Origin of the sequence: Azospirillum canadense (genome assembly GCF_025961225.1) — a bacterium.
Lineage (GTDB): Bacteria > Pseudomonadota > Alphaproteobacteria > Azospirillales > Azospirillaceae > Azospirillum > Azospirillum canadense.
The window spans coordinates 333,802-360,715 of record NZ_JAOQNG010000003.1 but is presented as its reverse complement, the minus strand read 5'-3'; the positions used below and the strand labels follow the sequence as shown (position 1 = coordinate 360,715).

General features: G+C 65.5%; 20 protein-coding genes and 4 pseudogenes. 14 read left to right on the top strand and 10 right to left on the bottom strand.

What is annotated here, in order from left to right:
* Positions 1 to 1,088 precede the first annotated feature (1,088 nt).
* Positions 1,089 to 1,801, top strand: a pseudogene (locus tag M2351_RS19835) (IS6 family transposase).
* 64 nt (positions 1,802 to 1,865) lie between these two features.
* Here the strand turns inward: M2351_RS19835 and M2351_RS19830 are convergent.
* Positions 1,866 to 2,399, bottom strand: a pseudogene (locus M2351_RS19830) (IS630 transposase-related protein); the annotation flags it as partial.
* A gap of 103 nt (positions 2,400 to 2,502) precedes the next feature.
* Here M2351_RS19830 and M2351_RS19825 point away from each other — a divergent pair.
* Positions 2,503 to 2,757, top strand: coding sequence for a hypothetical protein (locus M2351_RS19825; RefSeq protein ID WP_264657800.1), 255 nt, complete (start codon positions 2,503 to 2,505; stop codon positions 2,755 to 2,757).
* A gap of 201 nt (positions 2,758 to 2,958) precedes the next feature.
* Here the strand turns inward: M2351_RS19825 and M2351_RS19820 are convergent, their stop codons facing one another.
* Complete coding sequence (locus M2351_RS19820) at positions 2,959 to 3,102, bottom strand: hypothetical protein (protein WP_264657799.1); 144 nt, start codon at positions 3,100 to 3,102, stop codon at positions 2,959 to 2,961.
* A 127-nt stretch (positions 3,103 to 3,229) separates the two neighbouring features.
* Here M2351_RS19820 and M2351_RS19815 point away from each other — a divergent pair, with 127 nt between their 5' ends.
* The gene (locus M2351_RS19815) at positions 3,230 to 4,570 is read left to right on the top strand and encodes an IS1380 family transposase (RefSeq protein WP_264657798.1); all 1,341 of its coding nucleotides are present in this window, start codon (positions 3,230 to 3,232) and stop codon (positions 4,568 to 4,570) included.
* A gap of 823 nt (positions 4,571 to 5,393) precedes the next feature.
* Here the strand turns inward: M2351_RS19815 and M2351_RS19810 are convergent.
* Both M2351_RS19810 and M2351_RS19805 read right to left on the bottom strand, forming a co-directional pair.
* Positions 5,394 to 5,582, bottom strand: coding sequence for a hypothetical protein (locus M2351_RS19810; RefSeq protein ID WP_264657797.1), 189 nt, complete (start codon positions 5,580 to 5,582; stop codon positions 5,394 to 5,396).
* Positions 5,583 to 6,247: 665 nt separating this feature from the next.
* Entirely contained in the window at positions 6,248 to 6,979 is a 732-nt protein-coding gene (locus M2351_RS19805) for an IS5 family transposase (protein WP_406567411.1), read from the bottom strand.
* A gap of 646 nt (positions 6,980 to 7,625) precedes the next feature.
* Between M2351_RS19805 and M2351_RS19800 the strand changes: the two genes are divergently transcribed.
* Both M2351_RS19800 and M2351_RS19795 read left to right on the top strand, forming a co-directional pair.
* Positions 7,626 to 8,327 carry a CBS domain-containing protein gene (locus M2351_RS19800; protein WP_264657796.1) on the top strand — a complete coding sequence of 234 codons (702 nt, stop codon included), beginning with the start codon at positions 7,626 to 7,628 and terminating at the stop codon, positions 8,325 to 8,327.
* A gap of 227 nt (positions 8,328 to 8,554) precedes the next feature.
* On the top strand, positions 8,555 to 9,010 hold the full coding sequence (locus M2351_RS19795; protein ID WP_264657795.1) for a hypothetical protein: 456 nt from the start codon (positions 8,555 to 8,557) through the stop codon (positions 9,008 to 9,010).
* Between the two features lie 107 nt (positions 9,011 to 9,117).
* Here M2351_RS19795 and M2351_RS19790 read toward each other — a convergent pair whose 3' ends face one another.
* Positions 9,118 to 9,828, bottom strand: coding sequence for an IS6 family transposase (locus tag M2351_RS19790; protein WP_264657794.1), 711 nt, complete (start codon positions 9,826 to 9,828; stop codon positions 9,118 to 9,120).
* A 264-nt stretch (positions 9,829 to 10,092) separates the two neighbouring features.
* Here M2351_RS19790 and M2351_RS19785 point away from each other — a divergent pair, with 264 nt between their 5' ends.
* Both M2351_RS19785 and M2351_RS19780 read left to right on the top strand, forming a co-directional pair.
* Positions 10,093 to 10,608: a hypothetical protein gene (locus M2351_RS19785; protein WP_264657793.1), complete on the top strand. Its 516-nt coding sequence runs from the start codon at positions 10,093 to 10,095 to the stop codon at positions 10,606 to 10,608.
* A gap of 271 nt (positions 10,609 to 10,879) precedes the next feature.
* Entirely contained in the window at positions 10,880 to 11,254 is a 375-nt protein-coding gene (locus M2351_RS19780; protein ID WP_264657792.1) for a hypothetical protein, read from the top strand.
* 39 nt (positions 11,255 to 11,293) lie between these two features.
* Here M2351_RS19780 and M2351_RS19775 read toward each other — a convergent pair whose 3' ends face one another.
* Positions 11,294 to 12,493, bottom strand: coding sequence for an IS256 family transposase (locus M2351_RS19775; RefSeq protein ID WP_264654291.1), 1,200 nt, complete (start codon positions 12,491 to 12,493; stop codon positions 11,294 to 11,296).
* A gap of 608 nt (positions 12,494 to 13,101) precedes the next feature.
* Between M2351_RS19775 and M2351_RS19770 the strand changes: the two are divergent.
* The 4 genes and pseudogenes from M2351_RS19770 to M2351_RS19760 all read left to right on the top strand — a co-directional run bounded on the left by M2351_RS19770 (position 13,102) and on the right by M2351_RS19760 (position 15,301).
* Positions 13,102 to 14,107: pseudogene (locus M2351_RS19770) on the top strand (DDE-type integrase/transposase/recombinase).
* A 55-nt stretch (positions 14,108 to 14,162) separates the two neighbouring features.
* Positions 14,163 to 14,324 (top strand): annotated as a pseudogene (locus tag M2351_RS45475) (IS256 family transposase); the annotation flags it as partial.
* A gap of 308 nt (positions 14,325 to 14,632) precedes the next feature.
* On the top strand, positions 14,633 to 14,839 hold the full coding sequence (locus M2351_RS19765) for a hypothetical protein (protein ID WP_264657791.1): 207 nt from the start codon (positions 14,633 to 14,635) through the stop codon (positions 14,837 to 14,839).
* A 96-nt stretch (positions 14,840 to 14,935) separates the two neighbouring features.
* Complete coding sequence (locus M2351_RS19760) at positions 14,936 to 15,301, top strand: hypothetical protein (protein ID WP_264657790.1); 366 nt, start codon at positions 14,936 to 14,938, stop codon at positions 15,299 to 15,301.
* 67 nt (positions 15,302 to 15,368) lie between these two features.
* Here M2351_RS19760 and M2351_RS19755 read toward each other — a convergent pair whose 3' ends face one another.
* From M2351_RS19755 to M2351_RS19745, 3 genes are read right to left on the bottom strand one after another with little or no spacing between them, the layout of a single operon-like run.
* Positions 15,369 to 18,953: a hybrid sensor histidine kinase/response regulator gene (locus M2351_RS19755; protein ID WP_264657789.1), complete on the bottom strand. Its 3,585-nt coding sequence runs from the start codon at positions 18,951 to 18,953 to the stop codon at positions 15,369 to 15,371.
* A gap of 6 nt (positions 18,954 to 18,959) precedes the next feature.
* Positions 18,960 to 19,253: a hypothetical protein gene (locus tag M2351_RS19750; RefSeq protein WP_406567410.1), complete on the bottom strand. Its 294-nt coding sequence runs from the start codon at positions 19,251 to 19,253 to the stop codon at positions 18,960 to 18,962.
* A complete protein-coding gene (locus M2351_RS19745) occupies positions 19,250 to 19,831 on the bottom strand; it encodes a transposase family protein (RefSeq protein WP_264658092.1) in 582 nt (193 codons plus the stop codon). The genes M2351_RS19750 and M2351_RS19745 overlap by 4 nt, the downstream gene beginning before the upstream one ends.
* Before the next feature lie 112 nt (positions 19,832 to 19,943).
* Here M2351_RS19745 and M2351_RS19740 point away from each other — a divergent pair, with 112 nt between their 5' ends.
* The 3 genes from M2351_RS19740 to M2351_RS19730 all read left to right on the top strand — a co-directional run bounded on the left by M2351_RS19740 (position 19,944) and on the right by M2351_RS19730 (position 23,068).
* Positions 19,944 to 21,515, top strand: a complete 1,572-nt coding sequence (locus tag M2351_RS19740) for an AAA family ATPase (protein ID WP_264657788.1) — start codon at positions 19,944 to 19,946, stop codon at positions 21,513 to 21,515.
* A 45-nt stretch (positions 21,516 to 21,560) separates the two neighbouring features.
* Positions 21,561 to 22,298: an IS1 family transposase gene (locus M2351_RS19735; protein ID WP_264654917.1), complete on the top strand. Its 738-nt coding sequence runs from the start codon at positions 21,561 to 21,563 to the stop codon at positions 22,296 to 22,298.
* Between the two features lie 92 nt (positions 22,299 to 22,390).
* Positions 22,391 to 23,068, top strand: coding sequence for a hypothetical protein (locus tag M2351_RS19730; protein WP_264657787.1), 678 nt, complete (start codon positions 22,391 to 22,393; stop codon positions 23,066 to 23,068).
* 554 nt (positions 23,069 to 23,622) lie between these two features.
* On the opposite strand, the gene M2351_RS19725 is transcribed toward M2351_RS19730, so the two are convergent.
* On the bottom strand, positions 23,623 to 26,376 hold the full coding sequence (locus M2351_RS19725; RefSeq protein ID WP_264657786.1) for a hybrid sensor histidine kinase/response regulator: 2,754 nt from the start codon (positions 26,374 to 26,376) through the stop codon (positions 23,623 to 23,625).
* Positions 26,377 to 26,914 lie beyond the last annotated feature (538 nt).

Genomic DNA, 26,914 nt, shown 5'->3' with positions numbered 1-26,914 from the left:
TAGGAGGCGCAAACTCTGGCGGGAGGTGCCTTCCCTTTCAACGATTGTCCGCAGCCGAACTTGGAGAATTCGGCATTTCCTCGCAAGAAACCACACCTGTACCCGCGGAGTCGGCCCTCGCACTTGCGCAATCTTACGTCGCACTATCACGCACCTCGTCCTACGACGGTCCGCCGGGCGATCAAGTCGCCTGCGCACGTTTACGTGCCGAACTCCTGTGCGGTTTTGTCCTGTCCTTCGAATTTTGGCTTACTGGCCATAGATGTCCCGGCACGAAGCTAAAGCTTAGACGCTGTTCGTAGACGTCAGGCACTGACCTCCTAGATCACCGAGCGCTTCAGACGCCGGGAGAGGATAGAAACGAAGGCTATCTCGACGAAGGCGACGAGATGCTCCTTCGTCCGCTCGACGACCGTGTTCAACCGGCGGTAAAGGGCGAGCCATCCAAAAGAGCGTTCAATGGTCTAATCACAAATGACAAGTTCTGCCTGACGCGCACAGGGCATCTTCAGCTGAGCTTGTCACACGTGCGGGGCGGCGGGTGGGAGGCGGTTGTGTCCTACCTCTGCGGTGAGGTCACTCACCAAGGAGGGAAGGATGCGGCGGCAAAAGCGGTGTCCTTGGCGCGTTCGGCGCACCGGTGTGTCGACGCCAACCAGTCAGCAGCGTTGGGACCGGGCCTATCAACTCCTTCTGCAGTGGGCGATGACCGCACCGGCGCCAACCCCGACGTGGGCGCCCCCGATCCGGCCGGAGGTGTGTCATGCGCGTAGCGATCTATGGTCGCGTCTCGACCAGCCACCAAGTCGACCACCAGACCATTGAGCAGCAATTCGAGCGCCTGACCGCGCATGTGCACGCACACACGGCCGAAGGCTAGGTGCTCGACCCGGGCCATGTCTTCCGCGACGATGGCTACAGCGGCGCCACGTTGCCGCGCCCGGGGCTCGACCGCCTGCGTGACGCCGTTCCCGAGGTGATGACCAAGCCGGCTTTGGCATGCCACTGGTGCGGCGTTCACACGAGGGCACCGTCAACTTGTCGGTCACCCAGTTGCCTGGGCCAACGGTGGCGGGGTATGGGACGGCATGACGACGCGCCCCGATCCCCGCTACGCCGGCTACCGCCATCCCGCCGAGATCATCGCGACGGCGGTTTGGCTGTACTTCCGCTTTCCGCTCAGCCTGCGGATGGTGGAGGAGCTGCTGGCGGCACGCGGCATCACGGCGAGCCACGAGACGGTACGCCAGTGGACCCGGAAGTTCGGCCCCGAGATCGCCACTCGGTTGCGCCGCCGGGCGCCACGGCGGGGCGACACATGGCACCTCGACGAAGTCGTCCTGACCATCGGCGGCCGCAAGCACTACCTCTGGCGGGCCGTCGATCAGGATGGCTTCGTTCTTGACGCCCTGCTTCAGAGCCGCCGCAACACCAAGGCGGCCAAGCGCTTGCTGCGCAAGCTGCTGAAAAAGCAGGGCCGGCACCGCGCGTGCTGATCACCGACAAGCTGAAATCCTACGCCGCCGCCAGGCGGGAGCTGGCCATGGGCGGGGAACACCGTCAGCACAAAGGGCTGAACAACCGGGCCGAGAACTCCCACCAACCCACCCGGCGGCGTGAACGGCAGAGGAAGCGCTTCAAAGACCCCGCCCAAGTCCAGCGCTTCCTGGCCATCCACGATCCGATCGCCAACCTCTTCCACCTTCGTCGCGACCACCGCCCTGCCGCCGACTATCGAAAGGCTCGCACCCAGGCGTTCCAGGTCTGGGCCGCGGTCGCCGGCGCGCCGCTGGCCGCGTAATCAGCAGACCGCTGCCATCAGCCGTGCCTTCACTCTGCCCGGTCGTCGACAAGTTGACGGTGCCCCCGTGCGGGATGCCGGCGCGCAACCGCTCGCCGCGGGCGCAACGCCCGTACAGGCGGGCCATCTTGGTCGAGGCGCCGGTCTCGTCGAGGAACACCAGCTTGGTCGGATCAAGGTCGGGCTGCGCCTCAAACCACGCCTCCCGTGCCGCGGCGACGTCCGCGCGGTCCTGCTCGGCCGCATGCGCGGTTTTTTTATAGGTGATGTCGCGCACGGCGAAGAAGCGCCACAGCGTGCCGAGGCTGGCGGACGCGCCGCGCTCGTCGCGGAGCAGCACCTGCAACTCGGCCAAGGTGAGGTGGGGCGTTGCTGCGACGAGGCCGAGCAGGAACGCCGCATGAGCATCGAGCTTCGAGCCCCGCGGCGGGCCTTGGCGCCGCGCCGCCGTCTCGCCGGTACAGCGCGCTCGGCGCACCCACACGATCGCCGTCGCGATGCCAACTTGGTAGCGCGCGGCCGCTTGCCGGGCCGAGAGGCCGGCCGCCACCGCCTTCAACACGCGATCCCGCAAATCCTGGCTGTAGGCTCGGGCCATGCTGCTCCTCCATCCGTCAAGGACGGTGAATCACGCAGCCCAGTCGCCGTAAATTCCTCCTGAATCGGTAACTCCTGAAAGGGCTCCAGCCGGAATATCAATCATGCTCGATGCATTGGAGAGTGGGGGCGGAGACGACATTGAGTTAGGCGCGATCGAATTTCTTACTCACGCAATTCGCAACATGCTGAAAGCCGGCGTGGAGGATTGCGTCAGTTTTCTTGACAGCGCTTTAACAATCTCAAAAATGCACGGAAATGCCAAGCACATGGATGAGAGTGTGCGCGATCTGCGATTGGTTTGCGCGGTTACCATGTGGCGCTTTACGCGACCCGAACAATCAGAGGCTATTCATTAAGAAGGAGCAGGCTCTGATCGTGGCCCTCTACCTTCAATTTTGCCCGACCGCCGCAAGGGGCGGCTGCGGCTGGCCCCGCAGCAACGGAGATCCAGACCGCCGAGGTGTTAATTGCCGGGGGGCAATATCGATGATCGCCTGCTGGACTGCCGCTCGAACTTCGACGAAGGCTGCCTCAGCCTTATCAGCCCGAGCGGATTCCTAACGCAGCGCTTCTCTCAGCCGGGCGACCTCCCCTTCAGCCTCTTCGACGCGTTCCTGCAAGGCCTTGATAGAGGCCGTGAGAGACCGCGTTTCCTCCGCTGAAAGAACATTCTCCGAGTTGACGTCGAGCTTGATTTCCATCACTGCCCCGGTTCTTTGCTAGCCGGGATTATGCACCGGGGTTGGCGGGTGTAGCGGCATCCGTTGAGCGGCCGTAGGATTTGGGTGCTGACGCCAACTCCTGCCGTTTTCGGAGCGCCCACCCGCCATGGTTGATCCTACGCTGCCGCTGCCCGGTCTGTCACCCCTGGCTGGAAAGCCGGTGATCGGGCGCTTTGATGGCGGCCGCTTGTCCTCCGATGGCGGGCTGCTGGTCCTGCGCGAGGTCGAACAGCGGCTGCGCGTGGCCGAACGGCTGGCCGCCTGCCTCAAGGATCCGCGCGATCCCACGCGCACCGTGCATCCATTGGCCGACATCATCGGATTCCGCCTGCTGGCGATCGCGGCGGGCTACGAGGACGGCAACGATGCCGCCAGTCTGCGCTCCGATCCGCTGTTCAAAATGGCCCTGGAGCGGCTGCCGTCCGAGCGCGACTTGTGCTCGCAAGCCACCATCTCGCGCCTGGAGAACCTGCCGGATACCCGTGCCTTGCTGCGCATGGGCCGGGCCATGGTCGATCTCTACTGCGCGTCGTTCCGCCACGTGCCCAAGCGCATCGTGCTGGATGTGGACGACACCTTCGACACGGTGCATGGCGGCCAGCAGTTGCGCCTGTTCAACGCCCATTACGACGAGTACGGCTTCCAGCCCATCGTCGTCTTTGACGGCGATGGGCGCTTCGTCACCGCCGTGCTGCGCCCGGCCAAGCGGCCCAAGGGCACCGAGATCCGCGCCTTCCTGCGCCGCCTGCTCCGTGCCCTTCGGGCGAATTGGCCGCACACCGAGATCCTGCTCCGTGGTGACGGTCATTACGCCTGCCCGGAGGTGCTGGACTGGTGTGAGGGCGAGAGGATCGACTACGTGCTGGGCTTACCGACCAGCCGCACCTTGCGCCGTCACGTCACCACGCTGGAGGCCAGCACCGCCGCCCGCTTCCAGGCCACGCCCGGAGCCGACAAGGTGCGCCGCTTCAAGGAGTTCTACGACGGCGCCAGCACCTGGAGCCGGGTGAGGCGCATCGTCGCGCGCGTCGAGGCCGGAGGCCAGGGCACCGACACCCGCTTCATCGTCACCAACCTCCGCCACGGCACCGGGCGGTGGCTATACGAGGGCCTGTACTGTGCGAGGGGACAAGCGGAAAATCATATAAAGGCCTGGAAAGCCCACCTCGCCGCCGACCGCACCTCCTGCACCAAGGCGAGCGCCAACCAGTTCCGCCTGTTCCTGCACGCCGGGGCGTACTGGCTGCTGTGGAGCCTGCGCTCGCTGATGCCCAAACGCTCCCGCTGGCGCACGGCGCAGTTCGACACCTTGCGGCTGCGCCTGGTGAAGATCGCCGCGCGCATCGTCGAGATGAAGACGCAAATCAAGGTTCATCTGCCGACCAGCGCCCCCGATCAGGCGATCATCCATCTCGCCCTCGGCCGTCTGCCGCGGCTGATCACTTGAACACCGGGGCAGCGTGCCCCAGCCGTCACCCACTCCCGTCCACCGCCAACTCCACCGACCTCACGCCGCCAGCAGCGCGGCGGCTGAGGGCGCATGCCCCTGCAACCCCACGCTGAACATCTCCGCTCGGTGGCCAGCCCGCGCCTCACTCCGGTGAATAAAGGCGGCTAGGCGCTCCACCGGACCCGAACGCTCTTTGCACAAGGGCGCAGTAGCGCCAACAGTCCGGGTAAATCAAGCTATCTGGAGGGGGATCGGGGCGATGCCTAATAACGCGCGCTGCCTGTTTGCGGAAATGCGTATCGATGCCGATCGAAGGACCTCGGCCGGACTATACCGCCCCGCATGCCCGCTGGCCCGACAGGGGTGGCTCTGTACACTTGGCGCGTCCTTACTGGGACAATCTGATTGCAGTAACAGATCACCTCGCCCGCCGCCCTCTGCCTGTCGCGGCGGGCGTTTCGTGTCTATCACCCGGCAGAGGCGACCTCCCCCGAGGCGGTATGCCGAGTGAACCAGCGCACCAGCCGAGCGCCATGGTGTTGAACCGTTGCCTGCATCGCGCATGCAGGTTTGGCAGAGCAGAGTCCGAGTATCAGAGTCCGTTGGAAATCATTTCAGGTATACGATCGGAGAACAGTTGTGGCGCCCTGGTCCCGTTGGGGCGTCGCAATTGCGTCCGCCCTCCAGAACTGGACATCTCCTCACCGCTCCCACACCCCCGCGCCGCCCGTTCGGCGAGGCGTGGCGCGTTCGAACGGGGTAGCTCATCACGGTGGTGACGGCGGCGGGCCCGAACGCATCCCAGCGCCTTTGGCTCGCATCACCGTTGGTGAACTGGCGTCATGATCAGCGAGTGGGTGTTCTCGACAGTGAACAGACCGAGCAATTCCAGCGCCAGCCAGTAAGCCGCCACGGCCAGCAAGGCAATCAGCGCCGTGGCAAGGAGGGCTGAGGCGACGGAACGGGCGTGGGCACTTACGGTAGGAGTGTTCCAATGAGCGAGGTGCATGATGCCCTCCTCTGGAGACGCGCAAAGCCGGCGCGCAGCACCTCAACGGTACTCCCCTTTGCCCCCAACGACAACGGCCGTTCCGGAGTGCGGCCGAAGCACAGTTTATTCGCTCCACACGCGCTAGCATGCTTGGCCTGTTTCCAGGAGAAAACGGATCATCCGTAAATGCGTATCGCAACACCCTGCGTTCGGTATAAAATGGTGCAAGGCCGGTATTGTAGGAACGCCGAAATGCACAGTTATCCACCTCGCATAGCAGTAGATGGATGCAGAAGTGCTTACTCATGTCTACGCCACGCTCAATTCTCGATCATAAATAGGCACAGTCGCACGCAGGCTATGCTTCAATCTCTTGCCATGGCAGCGCGCTATGCAGAGGTCTTGGAGCTACGCGGCAACTTTATCCAACGTATGATAGGGCGGATGTGGCTGAACAGGTGCAAACGCGCTTGTAGAGAAGAAGGCATATCCATGCCCCAAAAATCTCTTTGGATCTTGCGGTCTGCGAGTCAGCTTTCGCTCGCGTTGATCTTATCGGAGCTGGCGATGCTCGTTTGACCCACCACCGCCATGCCCATCTGCGCGTGCCGTCGTTGCCGCGGGCCTTCCAGTCCTCGAACCACGGGCCGGGGCAGCGCAGCCTCAGAGCGTGCTTTGAAAGTTTATTGCGCGTTGCGAGCGAGGCGGCGGAGCATGAGCTGGATCATGGCAATGCGGATCCAGGCCTCGCTGGTTTGCGGGAGGGCTTCGCAGTCCTTGCTCAGCCGGCGCGACCGGTTGAGCCAACCGAAGGTTCTTTCCACGATCCACCGCCAAGGCAGCACCTGGAAGCCCGCCTGATCGCGCGGCCGTTTCACAATCGTCAGCACCCGCCCCAGCGTCTCGGACATCCAGTCGACCAACTTGCCGGCGTAGCCGCCGTCCGCCCGGATCAGCAGCACCGACGCAAACTGCTCAACCAGAGCCGAGAGCACCGCCGGAGCGCCGGCGCGATCCTGGATGTTGGCGGCGTGCACCGGCACGACCAGCACCAGACCGAGGACGTCCACCACGAGGTGGCGCTTGCGCCCGCACACCAGTTTGGCTCCATCGTAGCCGCGCACCCCGCCGCACTCGGTGGTTTTGACGGTTTGGCTGTCGAGGATCGCCGCACTGGGCTCGCGCGTGCGGCCGAGGCATTCGCGCAGATCACCGCACAGTTGGTCGTGGATCGCCGCCCAGACGCCGCTGCGCTGCCAGGCTTGGAAGTAGCCGTACACGGTGGAGACCGGTGGATACTCACGCAGCAGCAGGCGCCATTGACCGCCGGCGCGCAGCGTGTAGAGGATGGCATTGAAGACCACGCGCATGTCCGCGGTGCGCGGCCGCCCGCCCGATTTGGCCGGCGGGATCATGGGCTCGATCTCATCCGGCAGATCGGTCGGGTACAGGCGGACACGCTCCGCTCGTCACGAGAGGTGCGTCGATACAGCCAAGCTCCAGGTACTGTTCCGCCCCGTGATGGCGCGCTTCAACGCGCAATAAACTTTCAAAGCATGCTCTGAAGCGGGTTGGCGTGATCGACTACGGTCATGGCACCATGATGGTTCTCGACCAGCCGGGCCTGAGGCGACCGCCTGTGAGTGCTACGGTGTCGTCAACAAGCAGTTCGAGCGGCTGCTCGGCATCGGTCGAGGATGAGGGGCAAAAGGCTTTTTCTCGCCTTGGCAGGTCCAAAAGTCCTCGTCCTGCGCGGAATGAGTTTTGCGGAACGCCGTCGAAGTGGCTCAGCAGCTCACCCTGAGGTTTGAGCCGAGCCCTTCCGTAAGGTGGTTCTGAAAACGAATCTATCATGGGGTAGGCCGAATTCTTAATACCGTACACCAAGTCAAAGCTCCGCCCGCCTGACGTTTTTCCTACGGCTTTGGTGTCGTGCCCGGACGTGGATATTGTCAAACGCCGAGTTTCGGGGGTTTCATTGCGTTTCATTCCAAGTGACTGCCGTGTGCAGCCCTTTTTAGATGAGGTTCTAGCGGCTGTTGCAAGTTGGGGGGCGAAGCCATGAAAGCAGTCGATCTGATGACCCCGCGGGTCATCACCATCACCCCGGACGCAAGCGTGGCGGAAGCGGCCAAGCGCATGCTGGACAACCGCATCAGCGGCATGCCGGTGATGGATACGGCGGGCCGGGTCGTTGGTATCATCAGTGAGGGCGACCTGCTACACCGTGTCGAACTGGGCACGGAGCGCCGGCGCTCCTGGTGGCTGGGCTTGGTTACCGGCGGTGCGATTGCCTCGGAGGACTTCATCAAATCGCACGCTCTGAAGGTCGGCGATGTGATGACCACCAATGTCAGCACCGTCGACGAAAACGCCGCGCCGGACGAGATCGTCCGGCTCCTGGAAAGCCGCCGGATCAAGCGCGTCCCGGTGGTGCGCAACGGCACGCTCGTCGGCATCATCAGCCGCGCCAACCTGCTGCGCGCGCTCGCCAGCATCACCCCGGAGACGTCCCCGGCCGCGGCGGACGACCGCACCTTGCACGAGCGCGTGGCGGCCGCCGCCAAGCCGTTGGCTTGGGATGCCCGCAGTCACGACGCCATCGTGGTCCGCAATGGCATCGTTCATCTCTGGGGGTTCGTGAGCACGGAAGCCCAGCGGGACGCCATCCGGGTCGCCGCCGAGGGCGTCCCCGGCGTGAAGGGCGTGGAGAACAACATCCAGGTCGTCGACCCAGTGGAAAGCGCCGCCTGGGGCCTGTGATCCCCAAGCGGCGGGTTGGCGGAGGCTGAAGGCAAAGTCGTTGAGCGGGGCGCCGGCCAATTCATTCACTGCGGTGCGGCGCCTCCGATCGAAGGCGGCGGATCCTCCTTCGCTTTCTTGTTCGGTCTCTCTGTCCAGAGCACACCCGTCAGAAAATGTCTTGGGCCCTCATCGTCAGGGAAGACGCACTCAAAAAGTAGCGGATCCAAAATATTAGGAGAAAACACATGAAGGCCGACTCCGTCCCGCATCACGTCATGGTGGGCAACGCCGAATCCGGCGAGGGGGAGAGCATGGCGGCCCGCGGCGGCGAGGGCGTTTGCGCCGGTCACTACGGTGTCGTGGCATGGAATCCCTCCATCGTCCTGGTCGACGGCTATCTTCACGGCTTTCGACCGGAAAGCCGGGAGCGCTACACGCTTCGGGTATCGATGGATGGGCGCAGCTATGCCGTCTGCGACGTGGACCTCGCCACGTTGACGTCCGCATCAGGCCACCCCGACCGGGTCGAAATCCCGACACTCGCCCTCTATGTGCCGGCCCGGGCTGTGCCGCCACCGCAGGATGCGCACTGGGAACAGCCCGATAGCGACGAGCCGTACGATCTCCGGTGGGAACTCCGCGGCGTCGACACGGAGCCCAAGCTCAAGATGTTCCTGGCCTACCGGATCATTGCAGTGTGAGGTCCGGGCACCGGGCTGCCAGAGTGCAAGGAGGCAGCGTGAGGGTGCTGTCAACTTCGCGGTCGATTGATGCACGGAGGACTTGAACAACCTGCTTGTTCACTGGTTCAGGCGGTGCGGGCACGGCCGGTCGCCTCGCGCCAGGTGGTAAAGGCGCGAGCGCGGGCAACGCGATACTCGGAGGCGGAGATTAGGTGGCGACGGAGTTGGAAGTGGTTGTGGATCGGGCTGTGGGTGGAAAGAAACCGTTGGGCATGCCTGGCGGACTTGAACCTTTTCATGTGTCGCTCGCGCTGTCGGGTCGGCTGATGTGAGACTTCGCAGGCGTTGTTCAGGTATCGGCTCTGTCGGTGTTCGCGGCGCAGCTTTAGGTCCTTCTTGGCCGCCGCGTATGACTTCAGCTTGTCGGTCATGATGACGCGCGGGGCGTGCCGCAACCCTTTCAGCAGCTTGCGAAAGAAGCGCTTGGCCGCTTTGGTGTTGCGCCGGCTCTGGACCAGGATGTCGAGGACAACGCCGTTCTGGTCGATTGCGCGCCAAAGATAATGTTGCTTGCCGCGGATGCGGATGAACACCTCGTCCAGCAACCACTTGTCACCCGGCCGGGGCCGGCAGCGCTTGAGGGTGTTGGCGAATGCCCGGCCAAAGCGCAGCCCCCACTCGCGGATGGTCTCGTCGCTGACCTCGATGCCGCGCGCGGCCAGGATCAACTCGACCTCGCGCAGGCTCAAGCTGAAGCAATGGTACAGCCACACCGCTTCATTGATGATCGCCGCCGGAAAACGAAAACCGCGGTACGGATTGGGCGTCGTGCCCATGCCCGGCACCCTGCCATGCCAAACCGGCAGTCGCCAACCTGATAACACCCCGCCAACTGCTAACCGATTTTCGCACCAACGTCTAGCTACGCCCGAAACGGGGAGCGTCCATCTCATTCGCGCTGGCCGAAGGCAAAGCAATAATCTTGCTGGCGTTCGGATTGAGTTATGGGATTGGCCACTGAGGTCGCGACAGAGGAAAGGCATATTTGGGTTCAGGCGGTCAAGGATGCCGCCCGATCAACCCATGTAACGGAGAGTACAATGAACGCTTTCAACGTGAATGCGCCTTCCGATGTCCACGCCAATTCTTCGGATCTTTCTCATCACGACACCTCCGTGATGCCGCCGGTGGCCACCGAGCCGCCAGGCCTAGGGACCGTGCCCAGCGATCCGGAGCCATCGCAGCCCAGCATTCCGGAGGTCACGCCGGTGGCCACTCAGACGCCGGGCGTCGATGCTGTGGTCGATCTGCCCGGGGACACCGATCTGTACTGCGGCCCGAACCACGACCTGCTCCTCTTCGGCGACGGCAACGGGCTCGACATCGTGTACGGCTTCGATCCGTCCGACTCCGGCGACCTGATCGCCATCGCAGGCAATGTGAATGGGTCCGGGCTGCAGTCGGTCGAACAACTCGTGATCTCCGACACGCAGTATGGCGCCCTCGTGGACCTCAGCGGCGGCAACGCTATTCTGCTGGACGGCGTTCACATGGCCCAGCTCGATCCCACGGACTTCGCCATCTTCGACCCGACCGGCGGAGGCTCGCTCACTTAAGGTCCGGGCGCCAACGGGCGGCCGAGTACAGTCCGCCGGTCCAGTGCCTTCGTGATCTACAACCTGACCGGCGCCCCTCATTCGCCCGGCGTCAGGACTTCCCATCGGCGGGAGAACAAAGCCTGCCGGCTTTCGCCCCCACCTGGAAACAGGTGGGGGCATTTTTGCCTTGGTGTTGCACCGCGCTCGCTGGTGCCCTGCAGGTCGTGGGGACGCTCCGTTTTCCTCGTTCTCCCTCAAACCGGCTGTGGGGTTGGGGGCTCAGAGGTTCGTGAGCGACGGCCGCGTGGACCGGATCGAATGCTGCTCACTCGCGCACCGTACGGTGGTGTTCCTCACAGGCTACGGTCGCGAACCGCCCTACGGTCGTGGTGTTGCCAACCCCGACCACAGGGAGGTCACCATGGTCAAAGACAACTTCGCCACCCTACTGCACAGCATCTCCGGGCTCGCTGACGTGCCGGCGACCGACCCGCTCTTCGACCCGTACAACACCGGCAGCAATTATCTGCCGATTTGGGATCCCTACGGCTATGTCGGCCCATCCTCCGGATCGATCTACGATCCGGGTCTAGGGCCGATCTACGATCCCTACGACCTCAACGCCAACATCTACCAGGATCGTGCCCCGAGGCGTGGTGTCTGAGGGGGCCTCTGTGCTCTTCGGCGGGTTGAGGCCGCCGGTCTACTCCGCTGCGATGGACAGCGGATCAGGGGTGTGAGGGTGGCACAGCTCGGCCAGGCTTTCCATGGTCATGTAGCGCCGGGCCACCGCCCATTCATCATGCTGCTCCAGCAGCAAGGCGCCGACGAGGCGCACAACCGCCCCTTCGCCAGGGAAGATGCCGACGACGTTGGTGCGCCGCTTGATCTCGCCATTCAGCCGCTCCAGAGGATTCGTGCTGTGCAATTTGGTGCGCAGGTCCTTGGGGTACTTCATGTAGGCCAGCACGTCGAACTCCGCCTCGTCCATCAGCGCCGCCAGCTTGGAAAAGCGCGGCCGCAGGCTGTCGGCCACCCGGCGCCACTGCTCATGCGCCGCCTCAGCGGTCTCCTGGGCAAAGGCGGTGCGAATGGTGGCCGCGACCATCGTCTGGTGCGCCTTGCCGACGCAGGCGAGGAGATTCCTCATGCAATGAACACGACAGCGTTGAAGTGTGGCGCCCAGCACCTTGGAAGCGGCGGCCTTCAGCCCGAGATGCGCATCGGCGATCACCAGCTTTACGCCGCGTAGGCCCCGGCGGGTGAGGGTGCGCAGGAAATCGGTCCAGAAGGTCTCGGCTTCCGACAGCCCGAGGCCGAGCCCCAGCACCTCGCGCCGGCCATCGCTGTTGACGCCGATGGCCAGTATGGCGGCGAGCGAGACGATGCGGCCGTCCTGGCGCACTTTCACGTAGGTCGCATCCAGCCACACAAAGGGCCAGTCGCCTTCCAGCGGCCGGTTCAGGAACGCCTGCACGCGCTCGTCGATGTCCTGGCACAGGCGGCTGACCTGGCTCTTGGAGATGCCGGTCATGCCCATCGCCTTGACCAGATCATCGACGTTGCGCGTCGAGATGCCCTGCACGTAGGCCTCCTGAATCACCGCGATTAGCGCCTTCTCCGCGGTGCGGCGCGGCTCCAGGAAGGCCGGGAAGTAGGAGCCGCGCCGCAGCTTGGGGATGCGCAGGTCGATGGCCCCGGCGCGCGTCTCCCAGGTCCGCTCCCGGTAGCCGTTGCGCTTGGTCTGGCGGTCCTCGCTGCGTTCGCCATACCCGGCGCCGCACAGGCTCTCCACCTCCAGCTCCATCAGGCGCTGGGCGGCGAAGCCGACCATCTCGCGCAGAAAGTCGGCATCGGCGCTCTTCCCAATCAGCTCCTGAAGAGCGATCCTGTCCTCGGTCATCGTGGTCTCCGTCTTGGTTGATGGTCGTTAAGCAACCTCAACTTAGCCGAAGAACACGGTGACCGCCGCTCCCGAACGGCCGGCCCGCCTGCGCCAGCTATGGGGGAGCGCTCCGGCGGGCCAGCCTCACGCCTCAGACACCACGCGGTGGGACGCGATCTCTACCAGACTATGCCGGACTCCCCCTTGAGCGGGTTCTAGGGCAGAGTACGGGAAGCCTCGCCGAGAGCAGAATGCGGTTCGTGCTAAACCGCATTCTGCTCCAACCGGTCGGTTCCGGCACGGCGCGAACTCCTCCCTACTGGAATAGGTTCTAATTGTGTGATGGCGGAACGTTGTTGGGACCCGGTCTGTTGGGCCATCCAAGAGCATGGCTGGTGGATCGAAAGGCGTCTGGGCCCTGCGCCTCAGTAGGCCAGCTTTCGGCGCAGTCCCCTCCGTCGTCGCCATGACGAGCCAAAAGCGCCCGCCGCGTGACGGCCGGTCAACCCCACAGCCGCCTTCGGCGGTGGCCCGTCAGGGCCAGGGTTGACGGGCCGGCCGCGGCGGGCATCATCCCTTGTGGCGGCGACGCTGAGCCTGTTCGGCCCCAGCCGGAAGGAGCCGCCATGGACCAAATCCATCCCAACGCCCGCACCACCCCAGTGGTGCGCGCCGCCATCGCCGCCTCCACGGAGCCCTCGAGCGTGCTGGCCAAGCGCTACGGTGTCAGCACCGAAACCATCCGCACATGGCGCAAGCGTGGTCCCGAGGACGTTCAGGATCACTCGTCGCTCCCCCAGCACCTGCGCTGGCGGGCCACCGAGGAAGAACGCGCCATCGTCTGTGAGCTGCGCCGGAGCACCGGGTTCCCCCTCGATGACCTCACGTTCACGCTGCGCCACTTCCTCCCTCACCTGAACCGCGACGCCATCGACCGGATCCTGAAGGCCGAAGGGCTGGGGCGCCTGCCGACACCCCCGACCACCACGCCCAAGAAGGGCACTAAGACGTTCAAGGCATACGACCTCGGTTTCCTGCACATCGCCATCAAGCACCTGCCGAAGCTGCACGTGATCGGCGCCGGCGCGCGCAAACGCTACCTCTAATGTCGCCATCGACCGCGCCTCGCGGATGGTCCACCTGGCGGTCAAGGACGAGGAGACGGAAGCTGCCGCCACCGCCTTCCTGAACGAGGCGGTCACCGCCTTTCCCTTCACCATCACCCACGTGCTGACCGACCGCGGCCGTTGCTTCACCGCCGACGGCTTCGAGGCCGCCTGCCGCGCCTTGGGCGTGCAGCACCGCAAGACCAAGCCCTATACGCCGCAGACCAATGGCATGGTCGAACGCTTCAACGGGCGCATCGGGCGCGAGGTGTTGGTCCTGTGCATCGGCACGCACGACGCCCTGGAGCGCCTGCTTCACGGCTACCGGCTCGCCGACAACGCCCGCCGACAGCGCGTCCTCAAGGGCCACTCGCCCGACGAGGTCGTCCGCGAGCGCCTGAAGGCAAAACCCGAACTGATCAACCCCGCTTACCGACCTCCCAGTCCGTGCGACCTCACCAAAATCAAGGTTGCCGCTCAGCTCAGGGTGTATGCCGCCAAGGACCTATCGCATCCGGACAACTAGGGGGTGCTGTACCTCCAAAATATTTATGGGGTCCATGCTCACCTCCAAATCTAACCCTACGGAGGCACTCGTTCGACGGCGGGTCGGCGCTATCTTGCTGGAGCAAAATGATGACTGGCAGCTCCAGCACCGTTACCTGACACTCGAAACCATGGCCGGAATCGCCGCCGCCGACGAGCCCGCCATTACACCGCTCCCTTCAACAAAGGCGGCCTGACCGACGACGCACCTGACCACCTTCCAATTTCCACCACCTTGACGGACGTGACCCGCGGGGGCCCCCGGCTTTGCCCACGGCGGGGGTGATCCGGACGTGTCGCCCACACCGACACGCCAATGACGCCGATGACCGCGACAAAGAGATGAAGTCCAGTTATGACGGTCCTGTGCGGCGATCTCGACGTGCCCGGTGAGCGGGCCGACCAGATGCGCACGTGAGTTGCCTGTGCCGAAGAGCGAAGGCGACCGGCCTATGGTGGAGGCCCTTACAACGGCCAATTCCAAAGTTGCGAAGAAGGGTTTGGTATGTTCACGGTGAGCGAGGAGGAACGCGCGGCGATCAGTCGCGCCTACGAGGACGGCGGCGAGTGGGCAGCCGTGGTCGAACTGCGTCGCTATTTTGCCATCGAGGACAACGACAATGCCCGGTTTGCGGTGCGCAGCGTCTTGCGGTGGCGGACGGCTCCCGTCTCCCCACCGCCGCGCCGCTCGCCGAACGGAACCTCGCGGTAAGATTCGCCTGACCAACATGGAACCAAGGGCGATGTCCTCACGACGGCGGCTCGGTGGAATCTCCAAGCAGGGCAACGACCTCACTCCAGGCCAGACATGCGCAACCGCGATCTGATCAGCAAACCGGATTGGACACCCGCGACCTACGAGGCCGTCGCCGCAGAGCGCACCGCGCCGAGCCAAATCATCGTCATCCCGATCACCGGGGAGGTCCGTGGGGCCTTCGGCATCGACCCGCGCACCGCCGAGGACGGCACGCCGGTCTGGATCATCACCCACCTGCCGACCGGACATCATCTGCCGCGCGACTTCCTGTCGCGGGACGCCGCCGTGGCCTGCGTCCAGACGCTGGAAGGGCTGGCCTGCTGGACCATGGACGATCCGGGACAGACGCTGCGCCACCCCGACGCCCCGCTCGCCCGTCGGCTGGTGGCGAGCGCCCCCGGCAACCGTGTGGCCTGAGCTTCCCCCTATACTTCGCGGAACGGGCTTGATTTTGCCCTCCGGATCAAGCTTGCAGGGCTGGCGTTCAGGCTGCTTCGCCGAGGAGACACTTCAGGACTTCATAAAGCTGACGAGGGGCAACCGGCTTGATGACGATCCCCACGTCGCGCTCGGCGGCTGTGGCGTGCAGGCTGGCTGCGGTCTCGCCCGTCAGGATCACCCCCGGCACCGCCCGACCGGCCTCGTTGCGGATGAGGCGCACCGCCTCCAGGCCGGTTCGGTTCTCCCCCAGCCGGTAGTCGCTTACGATGACCGCCGGCGGTCGGCCATCGGCGCGGAGGCGCTCCAAGGCCTGCACCGCTGAGTTGCCGGTTACGGTGTCATACCCCCAATCCCGGAACATGGCCTGCAAGCCGACGAGCACATCGGCGTCGTCGTCGATCAGCACCGCCAGACGCCCGGCACCGTCCGGCTGAACCACCGCGAATGGCTCCGGCGCGCGCACCGCCTCCGCCTCGCCCAGTGGAACGTCGACGGTGAACACCGAACCCCGCCCCGGCGTGGACCGGACGGCCACCGGGTGGCCGAGGAGTTTGGACAGCCGCTGCACGATCGCCAGCCCCAGGCCGAGCCCTTGGGTTCGGTCGCGCCCCGGGTTGCCGACCTGATGGAACTCCACGAAGATCAACTCCCGCTGATCGGGCGGGATGCCGATGCCGGTGTCGTGAACCGCGATCCGGACAAGGCCATCGGCGACGCGGCATTCCAGGCGGACGGCACCGTGTTCGGTGTATTTGATCGCATTCTCGACTAGGTTGCGGATCATGCGGCCGAGCAGGTGGCGGTCACTGCGCACCACAACGGTCTGTGCGACAGCCACCTGGAAGTCCAGACCCCGGCCGCTGGCAACCGGGGCGAAGGAGGCGCCGATGTCGTCGAGCACCGGGGCGAGGGGAAAATCCTCGATGGTCGGCCGGATCACGTCGGCGTCGAGGCGGGAAACGTCGAGCAGGCTGTCCAGCAATCCCCGCAGGGTTTCCAGATTGCGTTCCAGGGTGTCGAGAGCCTTCTGACCGCGTTCGGTCGTCACATGGTTGTGCAGGGCGGCGGCGAACAGGAACAGCGCCTGCAAGGGTTGGCGCAGGTCATGGCTGGCCGCCGCCAGGAACTTCGACTTGGCCAGGCTCGCCCGCTCCGCCTCGTCCTTGGTGGCGCGCAGCGCTACTTCCATGCGCCGGCGTTCGGTGATGTCGACGTTCAGGCCACTGAGGCGCACCGGGCGGCCATCGGCACTGAAATGGGCGCGGCCCAACCCGTTCAGCCAGCGCACCCCGTCCTCGGGATGCCGGATGCGGAACTCGACCTGAAACCGTTCCTCACCCGTGGCCAACGCGTTCTGAACAGCTTGGTCCGCCTGCTCCCGATCCTCGGGGAGGACGGCATTCAGCCAGACATTGTACCCGGAGGCGATGGTGCCTGCGGGCAGGCCGAAAAGCGCGTTGTTCTCCTCGGACCAGAACATCTCACCCGTTCGCAGGTCCAACTCCCAGGACCCAGCCCGTGCGGCCAGCAAGGCGTCCTTCAAGCGATCCTGGCTGTGGACCAGGGCCTCCTCCAGCTGCTTGCGCTCGGTGATGTCGATGTCGAGGCCGACCGCCCGCACCGGAGCGCCGTCCTCGCCGTAAGTGATCCGCCCTCTGCCCATCACCCAGCGCACGCGACCGTCCGGCTGCACAATGCGGTACTCGGACTGGAAATCCGTCCGGTGCTCGGCAAAGTCGGCGGACATCTGAGCCCGCAATCGCTCACGGTCCTCTGGCTGCACGAGATCCAGCCACTGCTCGAAGATGCCCTCATCGTGGTCGGGATTGAACCCGAAGATGCGATGACTCTCCTCTGACCACATCACCCGTCCCGAGCGCAGATCCCAGTCGAAAGTCCCGGCTCGGGCCGAGGCAAGGGCGAGGCTCAGGCGCTCCTCGCTCTGGCGCAGCGCCTCTTCCATGCGCTTGCGCTCGGTGATGTCATGGAAGATGGCGACCGCCATGATGATCTGTCCGTTCGCATCGCGCACGGGCGCGGCGCTGATGGCGAAGGTGGCGATGGTCCCATCGCCGCGGCGGTAGCGCATTTCCCCCTGAGCTTCCGTCTCGCCATACAGCAGCGCGCGGGCCAGCGGGTACTCGTCCGACCGGTACGGTGTACCGTCCGAATGAACGGCACCGTACGCAGTGTAGTCGTCAACGGTCTGAGCGCTGTAAACGGGATGACCAATGGCGCGTTCGGCGGCAGGGTTGTGCAGCAGCAGACGTCCATCCGGTGCGGCCACCGCGAACACCCCCGAAGGCAAGTGGGTGAGCACGGTCTGGAACAGTGTCCGCTCTTTCTCCAATTCCCCGGCCAGCCGCTCGCGTTCCTGTTCGGCCTGCTTGCGTGCGGTGACATCTTGGAAGAAGACGACCAAACCATCCTTGGATGGAAACGCCCGAGCGGCGAACCAGCGCCCTGAGAGCGGCCCCGCGATCTCGAACTCGCAGGGGGCGTTGGCGTCCATGGCCTGGTGGCAGCATGACCAGGCTCCGGTGCCGACCAGTTCCGAGTACACATCCCAGAACCTCTGGCCTTTCAAATCGCCGCGCCCAGCAAAGATCGCCTTCGCGCGTTCGTTGAGGAAGGTGACCCGCCAGCCACGGTCCACCTCCAGCACGGCATCGTTCGTGCTCTCCAATATCCTGGCCATTTTCACGGCCGTCCGGCCGGACTGCTCGCGCAGCCGGGCCATGTGCCTCACGACCCAGACGGTGACGAGGACCGCCAAGGCGAACAGCCCGGCGAACCCCGCCAGGGTGCGCCACATGGTCCGCTCGACCGGGAGCATGGCGTGCGCCTTGCTTAGGCCGACCCAGACCATGAGGTCGGCCACGTCGGCCCGCGCCGGCGAGTAGGCGACCACACGACCGATGCCATCGAATCCGACAACCTCGCTGATGCCCCTCTGGGTGCCTTCCAGCATGAAGCGGTACCGTGGAGGCAAGGGCTGACCGACCAGATCCGGCATCTCTGGGGTTCGGGCCAAAATGGTGCCGTCCCGGTCCGCTAGCACGACCGCCGCGTCCGGCGGCAGAGGCTTGCGGGTTAAGTAGTCCTCGAGCCAGCGCACGTCGAGCAAGGCGGTGAGCACCCCATCGGCCTGCCCATCCGGACCGATGGCGGGCAGGCCAAAGGTAAGGACGGTGTGACCGATGCCGCGCACCGTGCTGTAGCCTCCGATCGCAAAGGCGCCGGTGGCGAGCGCCCGCTGCACGTTCAGGCGGTCGCCGATATGGGCGCCCAGAGCCCGGCTGTCGGTGCTGCACCGCACGGTCCCCATGCGATCGGCGTATTGGACAATGAGGTAGTCGGGCAGGCGCGGCCTCATTCGCTCGAACGCCGTTTGGCAATCCGGGCCCGCCAGTTCAGCGGCGCCAACCGACACGACGGTGCCGAGGACGTGCCGGATGTCTTCGACCAGACGGCTCTGCTCGGACACGACAAGGTCGAGCAGACGCATGGCGTCCTGGCGGACTTCCGTCGCCCGCGTATCGCGCAGGGCAAGCTGGGTAGCGACCTCGAAGAGGAGCAGGGGAAGAACCGCCAAGGGCAGGAGAAACAGGAGGCGGCGGCTCGGCATGGCTGGCTACCCGAAAATGGCCGTGGCGCTGGCCAATACACTAGAGCGCCGCGCGGGCATTGTCATATTGAACCGCACCGGGATCAGCCGCACCTCGTGGCCAAAGCCGCCCAACAGCCGGGCCCCACGGTGAGACCCGCCGCAGTCCTCGACGCCGATCCGCGTCGGGGGCAGCCGTTCGAAGAACCGCACCGTATCCTTGCGCCGCAATGCCTTGCGCAGGACGGGCCGCTCGGCGGCATCCACGCCATGCCGGTGCAAGACATGTTTCGACGTGTCCATGCCGATGCGGCTGATCATGCTCCATGAGTGGCCTCCTCCGTCGCGTGCTCCGCACCGAGCGAAACGGCGCGGGCGTACTCGCTCGCGCGGTCGCGCGCGACCACCGTGATCCCCGGATGCTCGCGCAACCAAGCCGCCAGCGTGCCGGTCGAGCGGTCGGCGAGGCGGTCGAGGACGTGGCGGCGCTCCAGGTCGATGACAATGGTCCCATCGGTCCGCTCCTTGCGCAGCGCCCACTCATCCACCCCAACCACACACGGTGATGCCGGCATCGGCAGGGGCAGGGCCCGCACCGCACGCAGCAGGGTATCGCCGCTGACCGGCATGCCCAAGTGTCCAGCGAGCCGTGCGTCGGCTTCGCCGCCGCGAGCCGTTCCGATCCGCCCCAGAGCTTGGCCCAGCCGCCGGGCTCGCCGAGCGAAGGGGGCAACGGCCAAGCCGAAGCGCCCCGCGAACGTGCGCCTGGGGCAGTTGGCTTCGCGGCAGTAGAAGCGCCGAACCGTCAAGTCGATCCGCACGCTCCGTTCGATTGCAGGAAGGTCAGCCGGCGATCGTCGGTACCAGCTGTGGTCGGCTCGGCTCGGAACTTCACAAATCGGACAACGGACGCTGTTGCGCCTTCCGACGGGCTTCCTTGATGCGAGCGCGGGGGAAAATTGCTAGGCTGCGTATGGCGACTGAGCGTCACGTTTGCTCGGGGGGCAGAGCGTGGACGTAGAAACCTGGTTGCGCAGCCTTGGCCTCGGCCAGTACGAGCAGGCGTTCCGCGATAACGATATTGACGAGGCAGTGCTGATCACGCTCACCGCGGAGGATCTGCAGGAGATCGGTGTCGCATCGCTCGGCCATCGCAAGCGCCTTCTCATGGCGATTGCGGCTCTTGCCGGAGCTCATGATGCTGAAGGCTCGCCACCTCTGGGGGCATCGGCTCAGCGCCCCCTTGCGGTCGCTAAGGAGCAGGCGGAACGGCGTCAGCTCACGGTCATGTTTGTCGATCTCGTCGGTTCGACGGCGCTGGCGTGCCGGCTCGATCCCGAGGAGATGCGTGAACTCATCCGCGCTTACCAGGACCGGGTGGCGGGCGCAGTCGCGCGGTTCGATGGCCACTTGGCGAAGTTCATGGGCGACGGCGTCTTGGCCTATTTCGGGTGGCCGCGGGCGTACGAGGACGACGCCGAGCGGGCCGTCCGCACCGGCCTCTGCGTCACCGCCGCCGTTGCCGGCCTGTCGACGCCATCAGGCGAGACGCTGGCCGCGCGCGTTGGCCTGGCGACCGGGTTGGTCGTGGTTGGCGATCTCATCGGCTGCGGCGAAGCGCGTGAGCGGCACGTGGTGGGCGAGGCTCCGAACCGGGCCGCCCGACTGCAGGCCATGGCCAAGCCGGGGAGCGTGGTGATTGACGAGCCGACCCGCCGGCTGGTGAACGGCCTCTTCGAGGTGGAGGATCTCGGCCCGACGCGGCTGAAAGGGGTGGCCGAGCCGGTCAGTGCCTTCACGCTGCTCATCGAAAAGGTCGGGATGTGTCGATTCGACGCCCGCTCCGCAATCGTTCGGCCCCTTGTCGGGCGGGAGATCGAACTCGGTTTGCTTCTGCAGCGCTGGCACCAGGCGCGTGCCGGCGCGGGGCAAGCTATTCTGCTTATTGGTGAGGCTGGGATTGGCAAGTCCAGGATGGTGCGGGCGCTCATGGACGCCGTGCACGAGGACGACCATGTTTGCCTGCGCTACCAGGGATCGCCGCTCCACACCGACCAGGCGCTTTGGCCCGTGAGGCAGCAACTGGGCTTCGCCGCCGGTCTCGCCTCGGACGACGACGCCCAGACGCGCCTGACGAAGCTTGCTCTTCTGCTCAGGCAGGCGGTGGAGGTGGACGCCGACACGGTAGCGCTCATTGCGACCGCCGCCGGCATGGCCGAGGCCGATCCGGCCTGGGCCGCGGCCGCCCCCCGAAAACGCCGGGAGCGGGCGCTCGACGCTCTGCTTGATCAGCTTCTCGGATGGGCGCGTCAGCGACCGGTGCTCGTCATCATCGAAGATGCGCATTGGCTTGACCCGACGACCCTTGAGCTTTTCGATCAAGCGCTGGATCGCACGGTGAAGGCACCGGTCTTCCTGCTCTTCACCAGTCGCCCGGATAACCTGCCATCACTGAGCGCCGACCCGCGGGTGATGCCGCTGCCCCTGAGCCGCCTTTCCCGCGACGCCATCACGCGGATCGCCGCGGACGCGGCAGGGTCGACACTGCCCGCCGATGTCGTTGAGGAGGGTGTCACGGGATAACGACGCATCCCATGTAATCGGCTCATTCTACGAGGAAGGGTCGATTTGGGTGAACGACCGTGGTGCCCGCGCTGCGGCAGCGTGCGGGTGGTGAAATCCGGCCACGTGCTGGGCAAACAACGTTGGTTGTGCCGCAGGTGCGGCTTCCAGTTCACGCGCCTGCCGGACACGACGGTGCCGGAGCCGACGAAGCAAGCGGCGGTGACGCTGTACGGGCATGGGCTGTCGTTGCGCGCCGTCGGCAAGTTGCTCGGCACGACCGGCCAGTCCGTGCTGCGTTGGGTCTGCCAGTATGTGGACCGGCATTGCTCCAAGCCGATTCCGGAGCCGGCCAACGTCATCGAGATCGACGAGATGTGGCATTATCTCGGCTGCAAGGCGCAGAAACTCTGGATCTGGAAGGCGTACGACCGCGACAGAGGACGCCTGATCGACTGGGAATGCGGCAAGCGCGACGAAGCCACCTTCCGGCGTCTGTACGAGCGTCTGCAACGCTGGGGCGCACGCCTGTTTTGCACCGATCAGTTCGCCGTCTACGACACGGTTCTCCCGATCGGGCGGCATTATCAGGGCAAGGACCAGAGTGTCGCCCTGGAGCGCAACAATGGCCGCCAGCGGCATTGGGTCGGAACCTGCCGCCGCAAGTCGATCATCGTCTCCAAGAGCAAGGCCATGGTGAACCGCCGTATGGCCCTGTTTGCCCATCTCCATGGCAACGATGAGGCCCGGCCAGAAATGCACCGGCTTCCCGGCATTTCGCTCCAGCGCAAGGCTCTTGCCTAAACTGCGTCGTTACCCCGTGACACCTTCATCTCGCGAGCGTGCAACTGAGGCGCGGTGAGGTCAACCGCGCGCGCCGGCTGGTGGCCTGTGCAATGGACGAGGCCAAGAGCCTTGATCACACGTTGACCCTGGCCCTTGTTCTTCGGCACTCGTCGATCTTCGAGGCGATGATCGGAAACCACAGTGCAGCTCAACGTTTGGCGTCAGCGCTTCGGACCATCTGCGTTGAGCGGGACGTCCATCAGTGGAGACACCTGGGCGAGCTGATGTACCTGTGGGCCTCACTGGGCGCCGGTGAGAGGGTGGGATTGGACGGCATCTTCGACGCGTTCGAACGGCAGCGGCAAACCGGGTTCCTACTCAACATGCCGTTCAATCTGATGCTCGTGGCCGATGCGTGTTTCGCCGCGGGAGACCCCGAGCGCTCGGATGGCCTGCTGCGGCAGGCGCTGGCCTTGGCCGAGACGACGGGCGAGGTCTGGGTTCGCCCGGAGCTGCTCCGACGTCGGGCGTGTCGCGCCGTACTGTGTGCCGCCGTTTCCAAGGAGGACGCCGAGCGATGGCTTTCGGAAGCCTTGGGTGAGGCGCGCCGGCAAGGGGACCGGGTTGCCGAACTGCGCATCAACTATGATCTCGCCCGCCTGTGGATTGAGCGGGAGGACTGCCAAGCGGCCCGTGATCTGCTCGCCCCTCTTTGCGATTGGCTTGATGGGCGCGCCGACCTGCCCGATTTGGTGAAGGCCAAAGCACTGCTCGACCAGGCGGCATAGCGGTGTCTTTGGCGGATGCGACCTTCTCCGCAAAGCACACATAGCGGCGGCATGGCCGCGGCGGGGGTGGCTTGTTGCTGCCCAACGCGCAAAAACACGCGCACTCCTGCCCGGGTGCGTGCGTGGCGCTCTTGAGGCGTCGTCAATGGAGGCCTCCGCCATTCGGATATCCCCATATGCTGTGGATAACCCTGTTGGCGAATCGAAGGGTAAGCCCTTTGGGACCGATCCGACTCAACGGGTTCGCGCGTTTTGCCTAAATTTTAGGCGCAAATTAAAGAATCGGAAACCAAGCAGATTCTTGGCCTCCGAGTTATTCTCTTCGAAAGTCGCTGCATTCGCGCGACGGGAGCGGGAGTCAAGAAAATGAGGTGGACGGCTGTGAATAAGTCCGCTTGACGGGGACGGACTGCCACGCTCCATTGGTCAGAGAACCAATTTGCCAGGCCCTCAATGGATGTTCGTCAGAGACCATGGAAAGGCTCAAACTGGATAGGGTCGCCACCCCGCCACGGGTCAGGAGCGAACTGGAAGGGATTTGGTGGGGCAACGCCTCACTGACACAGGGCTTCGTGCAACAGGCGCGCGGTGACCGGCTTGAAGATCAAGCCGATGCCATGGCGCTCAGCGTCGTGCCGGACCTCCGGCCCCGAATCCCCGGTCAGCAGCACGGCCGGAACCGGCGTGCCGACCTGCTCGCGGATTCGGACAATTGCTTCGGTCCCGACCCGGTGCGCGCGCAGCCGGTAGTCGGCCACCACGATGTCCGGCCGCCGCCCGGAAGCCTGCAAGCGGTCCAGCGCCTGCTCCGTCGACGCCGCGATGATCGTCTCGAAGCCCCAATCCTGGAAGATCGACCGCAGTCCCATCAGCACGATGGCGTCGTCGTCAATCAGGACGGCCAAGCGGCCGTGCCCGTCCGGCTTGGTCTGGGCCGGTGCGACCGAGATGGGCTCGGCCGAGCCGGACGGCACGGAGATGCGGAAGACGGAGCCCTTGCCAAGTTCTGACCGAACCTCCACTGGGTGCTCCAGCAATACGGAAAGCTTCTGGACGATGGACAGGCCAAGCCCCAAGCCCTGGCTGCGGTCCCGCTCGGGGTTGCCGACTTGATGGAACTCCTCGAAGATCTGGGTGAGCTGGTCAGGCGGAATCCCGATGCCGGTGTCGCGGACGGCAATCCCGACATGCCCGTCTTCGGCGCGGCATTCCAAAAGGATGGCCCCGCGCTCGGTGTAGCGGATGGCGTTCTCGACCAGGTTGCGGACCATGCGCCCAAGCAGGTTGCGGTCGCTGCGCACCACACAGTCGCACGTGTTCTTGACCCGGAACTCCAGGCCCTTGGCCGCCGCAACCGGGGCGTACGCGGCCCCGATGTCGTCGAGCAGGGGCTTGATCGCGACGTTCGCGATGCTGGGCTCGATCACCCCGGAGTCGAGGCGGGAGACGTCGAGCAGACTGTCGAGCAGGCCCTTCAGCGTGTCCATGCCGCGCTCCAGCATGGCCAGAGCGTCGCGTCCGCGCGGCGAGTGCACGTGGCTGCGCAGCGCCTCGGCGAAGAAGACCATCGACTGCAGGGGCTGGCGCAGGTCGTGGCTGGCCGCGGCAAGGAAGCGGCTCTTTGAACGGTTCGCCTGCTCGGCCACCTCGCGCGCCAGGCGGCTCTCGTGAACGTCGACCGCCGTGCCCACCCACGCGATGAGCGTCCCGTTCTGGTGCAGCGGATGAACCCGGCAGGTGTGCCAGCGGAAGGCGCCGTCGTGCCGCCGCATGCGCGTGTCGAACCCATAGGCTTCACCCGCAGCAATCGCGCGCGCCCGGACCTCCTTCATGTGTGCCTGGTCGTTTGGGAGAATGGGTACCCAGAGGCTGCTTTCGTCGGGCGCAAGGCCGGTGTAGGCCCGCCAGGCGGCGTTGAAGAACTCCAGCGTGCCGTCCGGGCGGTTGATCCACATCATCACCGGGGTGTGCTCGACCAGGGTGCGGAAGCGCTCCTCGCTGCGGCGCAGGGCCGCTTCGGTGGCCTTGCGTTCGGTGATGTCGGTCAGCGCGGTGATGGCCAGCGTGATCCGGCCGTCGCGGTCGCGCACCGGCGCCGCGTCGGTGACATACGTCCGCACGGCGCCGTTGGCGGCTTGGCGGAGGATTTCCTCTTGCTCGACGACCTCGCCGTGGCGCAAGGCGCGAACCAGCGGAAGCTCGTCGAGCCGGTAGGGAGTGCCGTCGGGATGGCGCTTGTCGGCCAGGGGGTACTCCGCAACGCACTCGACCTTGTCCAGCGACCGCCCGATGAGCCGAGCGGCGGCGGCGTTGTGCAGCAGCACGCGGCCCGATGGAGCCTCCGCCACCACGACGCCCGAGGGCAGGTGCTTGAGCACCGCCTTCAGCAGCGTCCGCTCGGTTTGCACCGCTCTGGAAAACCGGCCGATGCCCCAGGCCGCGCCGATCAGCGACAGGGCCAGAACGCTGGCGAACAGCGCCCAGGACCGCATCGCGGCGCGGTCGACGGTGCGCAGCGCCGCCGCGCGGTCGATGCCGACCGCCAAGGCGAGGCCGCCGTCGTTCGCCCTGGACGGGGAGTAGGCGAAGACCCGCGCAACATGATCGACGCCGTCGATCAAGGCCGTGCCGGGGTGATCACCCCCCAGGTAGGCGCGAAAGCGCTCGGGCAGGAGGGTGCCGACCAGAGAGGGTACCTCCGGCACGCGCAGGATGACCGTGCCGGAGCGGTCGGTCAGCACCACGGCGGAGTTCGGCGGCAGGGGCTTGCGGGCTTGGTACTGCTTGAGCCAGTCGAGGTCGAGCAGAGCCGCGATCACCCCGCCGGGCGTGCCGTCCGGGTTGCGGAAGGGCATGGCAAACGGCAGGACGTGGTGGCCCACGCTGCGGGCGAAGTCGTACTCGCCCACGGCGAATTGCCCGGTCGCCAGGGCGCGCTGGACGTGCGGCCGCGCCGCGATGTTGGCGCCGATGGCCCGCGGCTCGGTGGCGCACCGGACAACGCCGGTCCGGTCCGCCACGGCAATGGTCAGGTAGGCCGGGTACTGCGGCCGCAGGCGGTCCATGGTGGTCGCGCACGCCGGCCCGGCGATCTCCGCGCCGCCGGTCTCGGCCAGGGTTGCCAGGATATGGTGAATGTCGTCGATGATGCGCTGCTGCTCGGTCTGGATCAGGTCGAGCAGCCGGAGCGCCTCTTGGGTGATCTCGGCTTCGCGTTCGCCCCACAGGCTGACATGCGTGTAGCCCTCGAAGCCGACGAGCGGGGTCAAGGCCAGGAGAAGAAGCAGAAGGCGCCGAACGATCGACATGGTCCACTGTCCTGGCCCGGACCGCCGGGCCGTTCAGACCGCACGCGAACAACAGCATACGGACGTATGTCGTGCCCGCATAGGACGATCTGCGTGCCGACCACGCCGAAGCCGGCGAGGAAGGTGGCCGGCATGAGAACCCACAGGTTGGAGGCCCCGAACGCCACCACCGCGATGAAGGCGGCCGAAGGGGCGTAGGCGCTGCCCAACACCAAGTGTGGAGTCAGCCGGTCGATAACCCAGCCGAGGGCAATGGCGCCGACCTGGCGCGGTCGAGCGAACGGGACAACGGTGGCGGCCGGACGGTGCCCGGCGCCGTGGGCGCCGTCGGTGTCGCGCCGCTGCGGTCGCAGATGCCAACGCACAGCAAACGCAGCGCGGGTCCTTTGAGAGATCAAGCTCTTAGGGGTGCGGGAATGCGCCGCCCGTGCTCCCGCAGTTCTCCGCCCGACTTCCCCCAGAACCGTTGTGCGCCCGGATGTCTCAACGATTCCAAAGCGATAGTGGTCCCGCCCCGGCGCGCACCCGGTGCGATGGC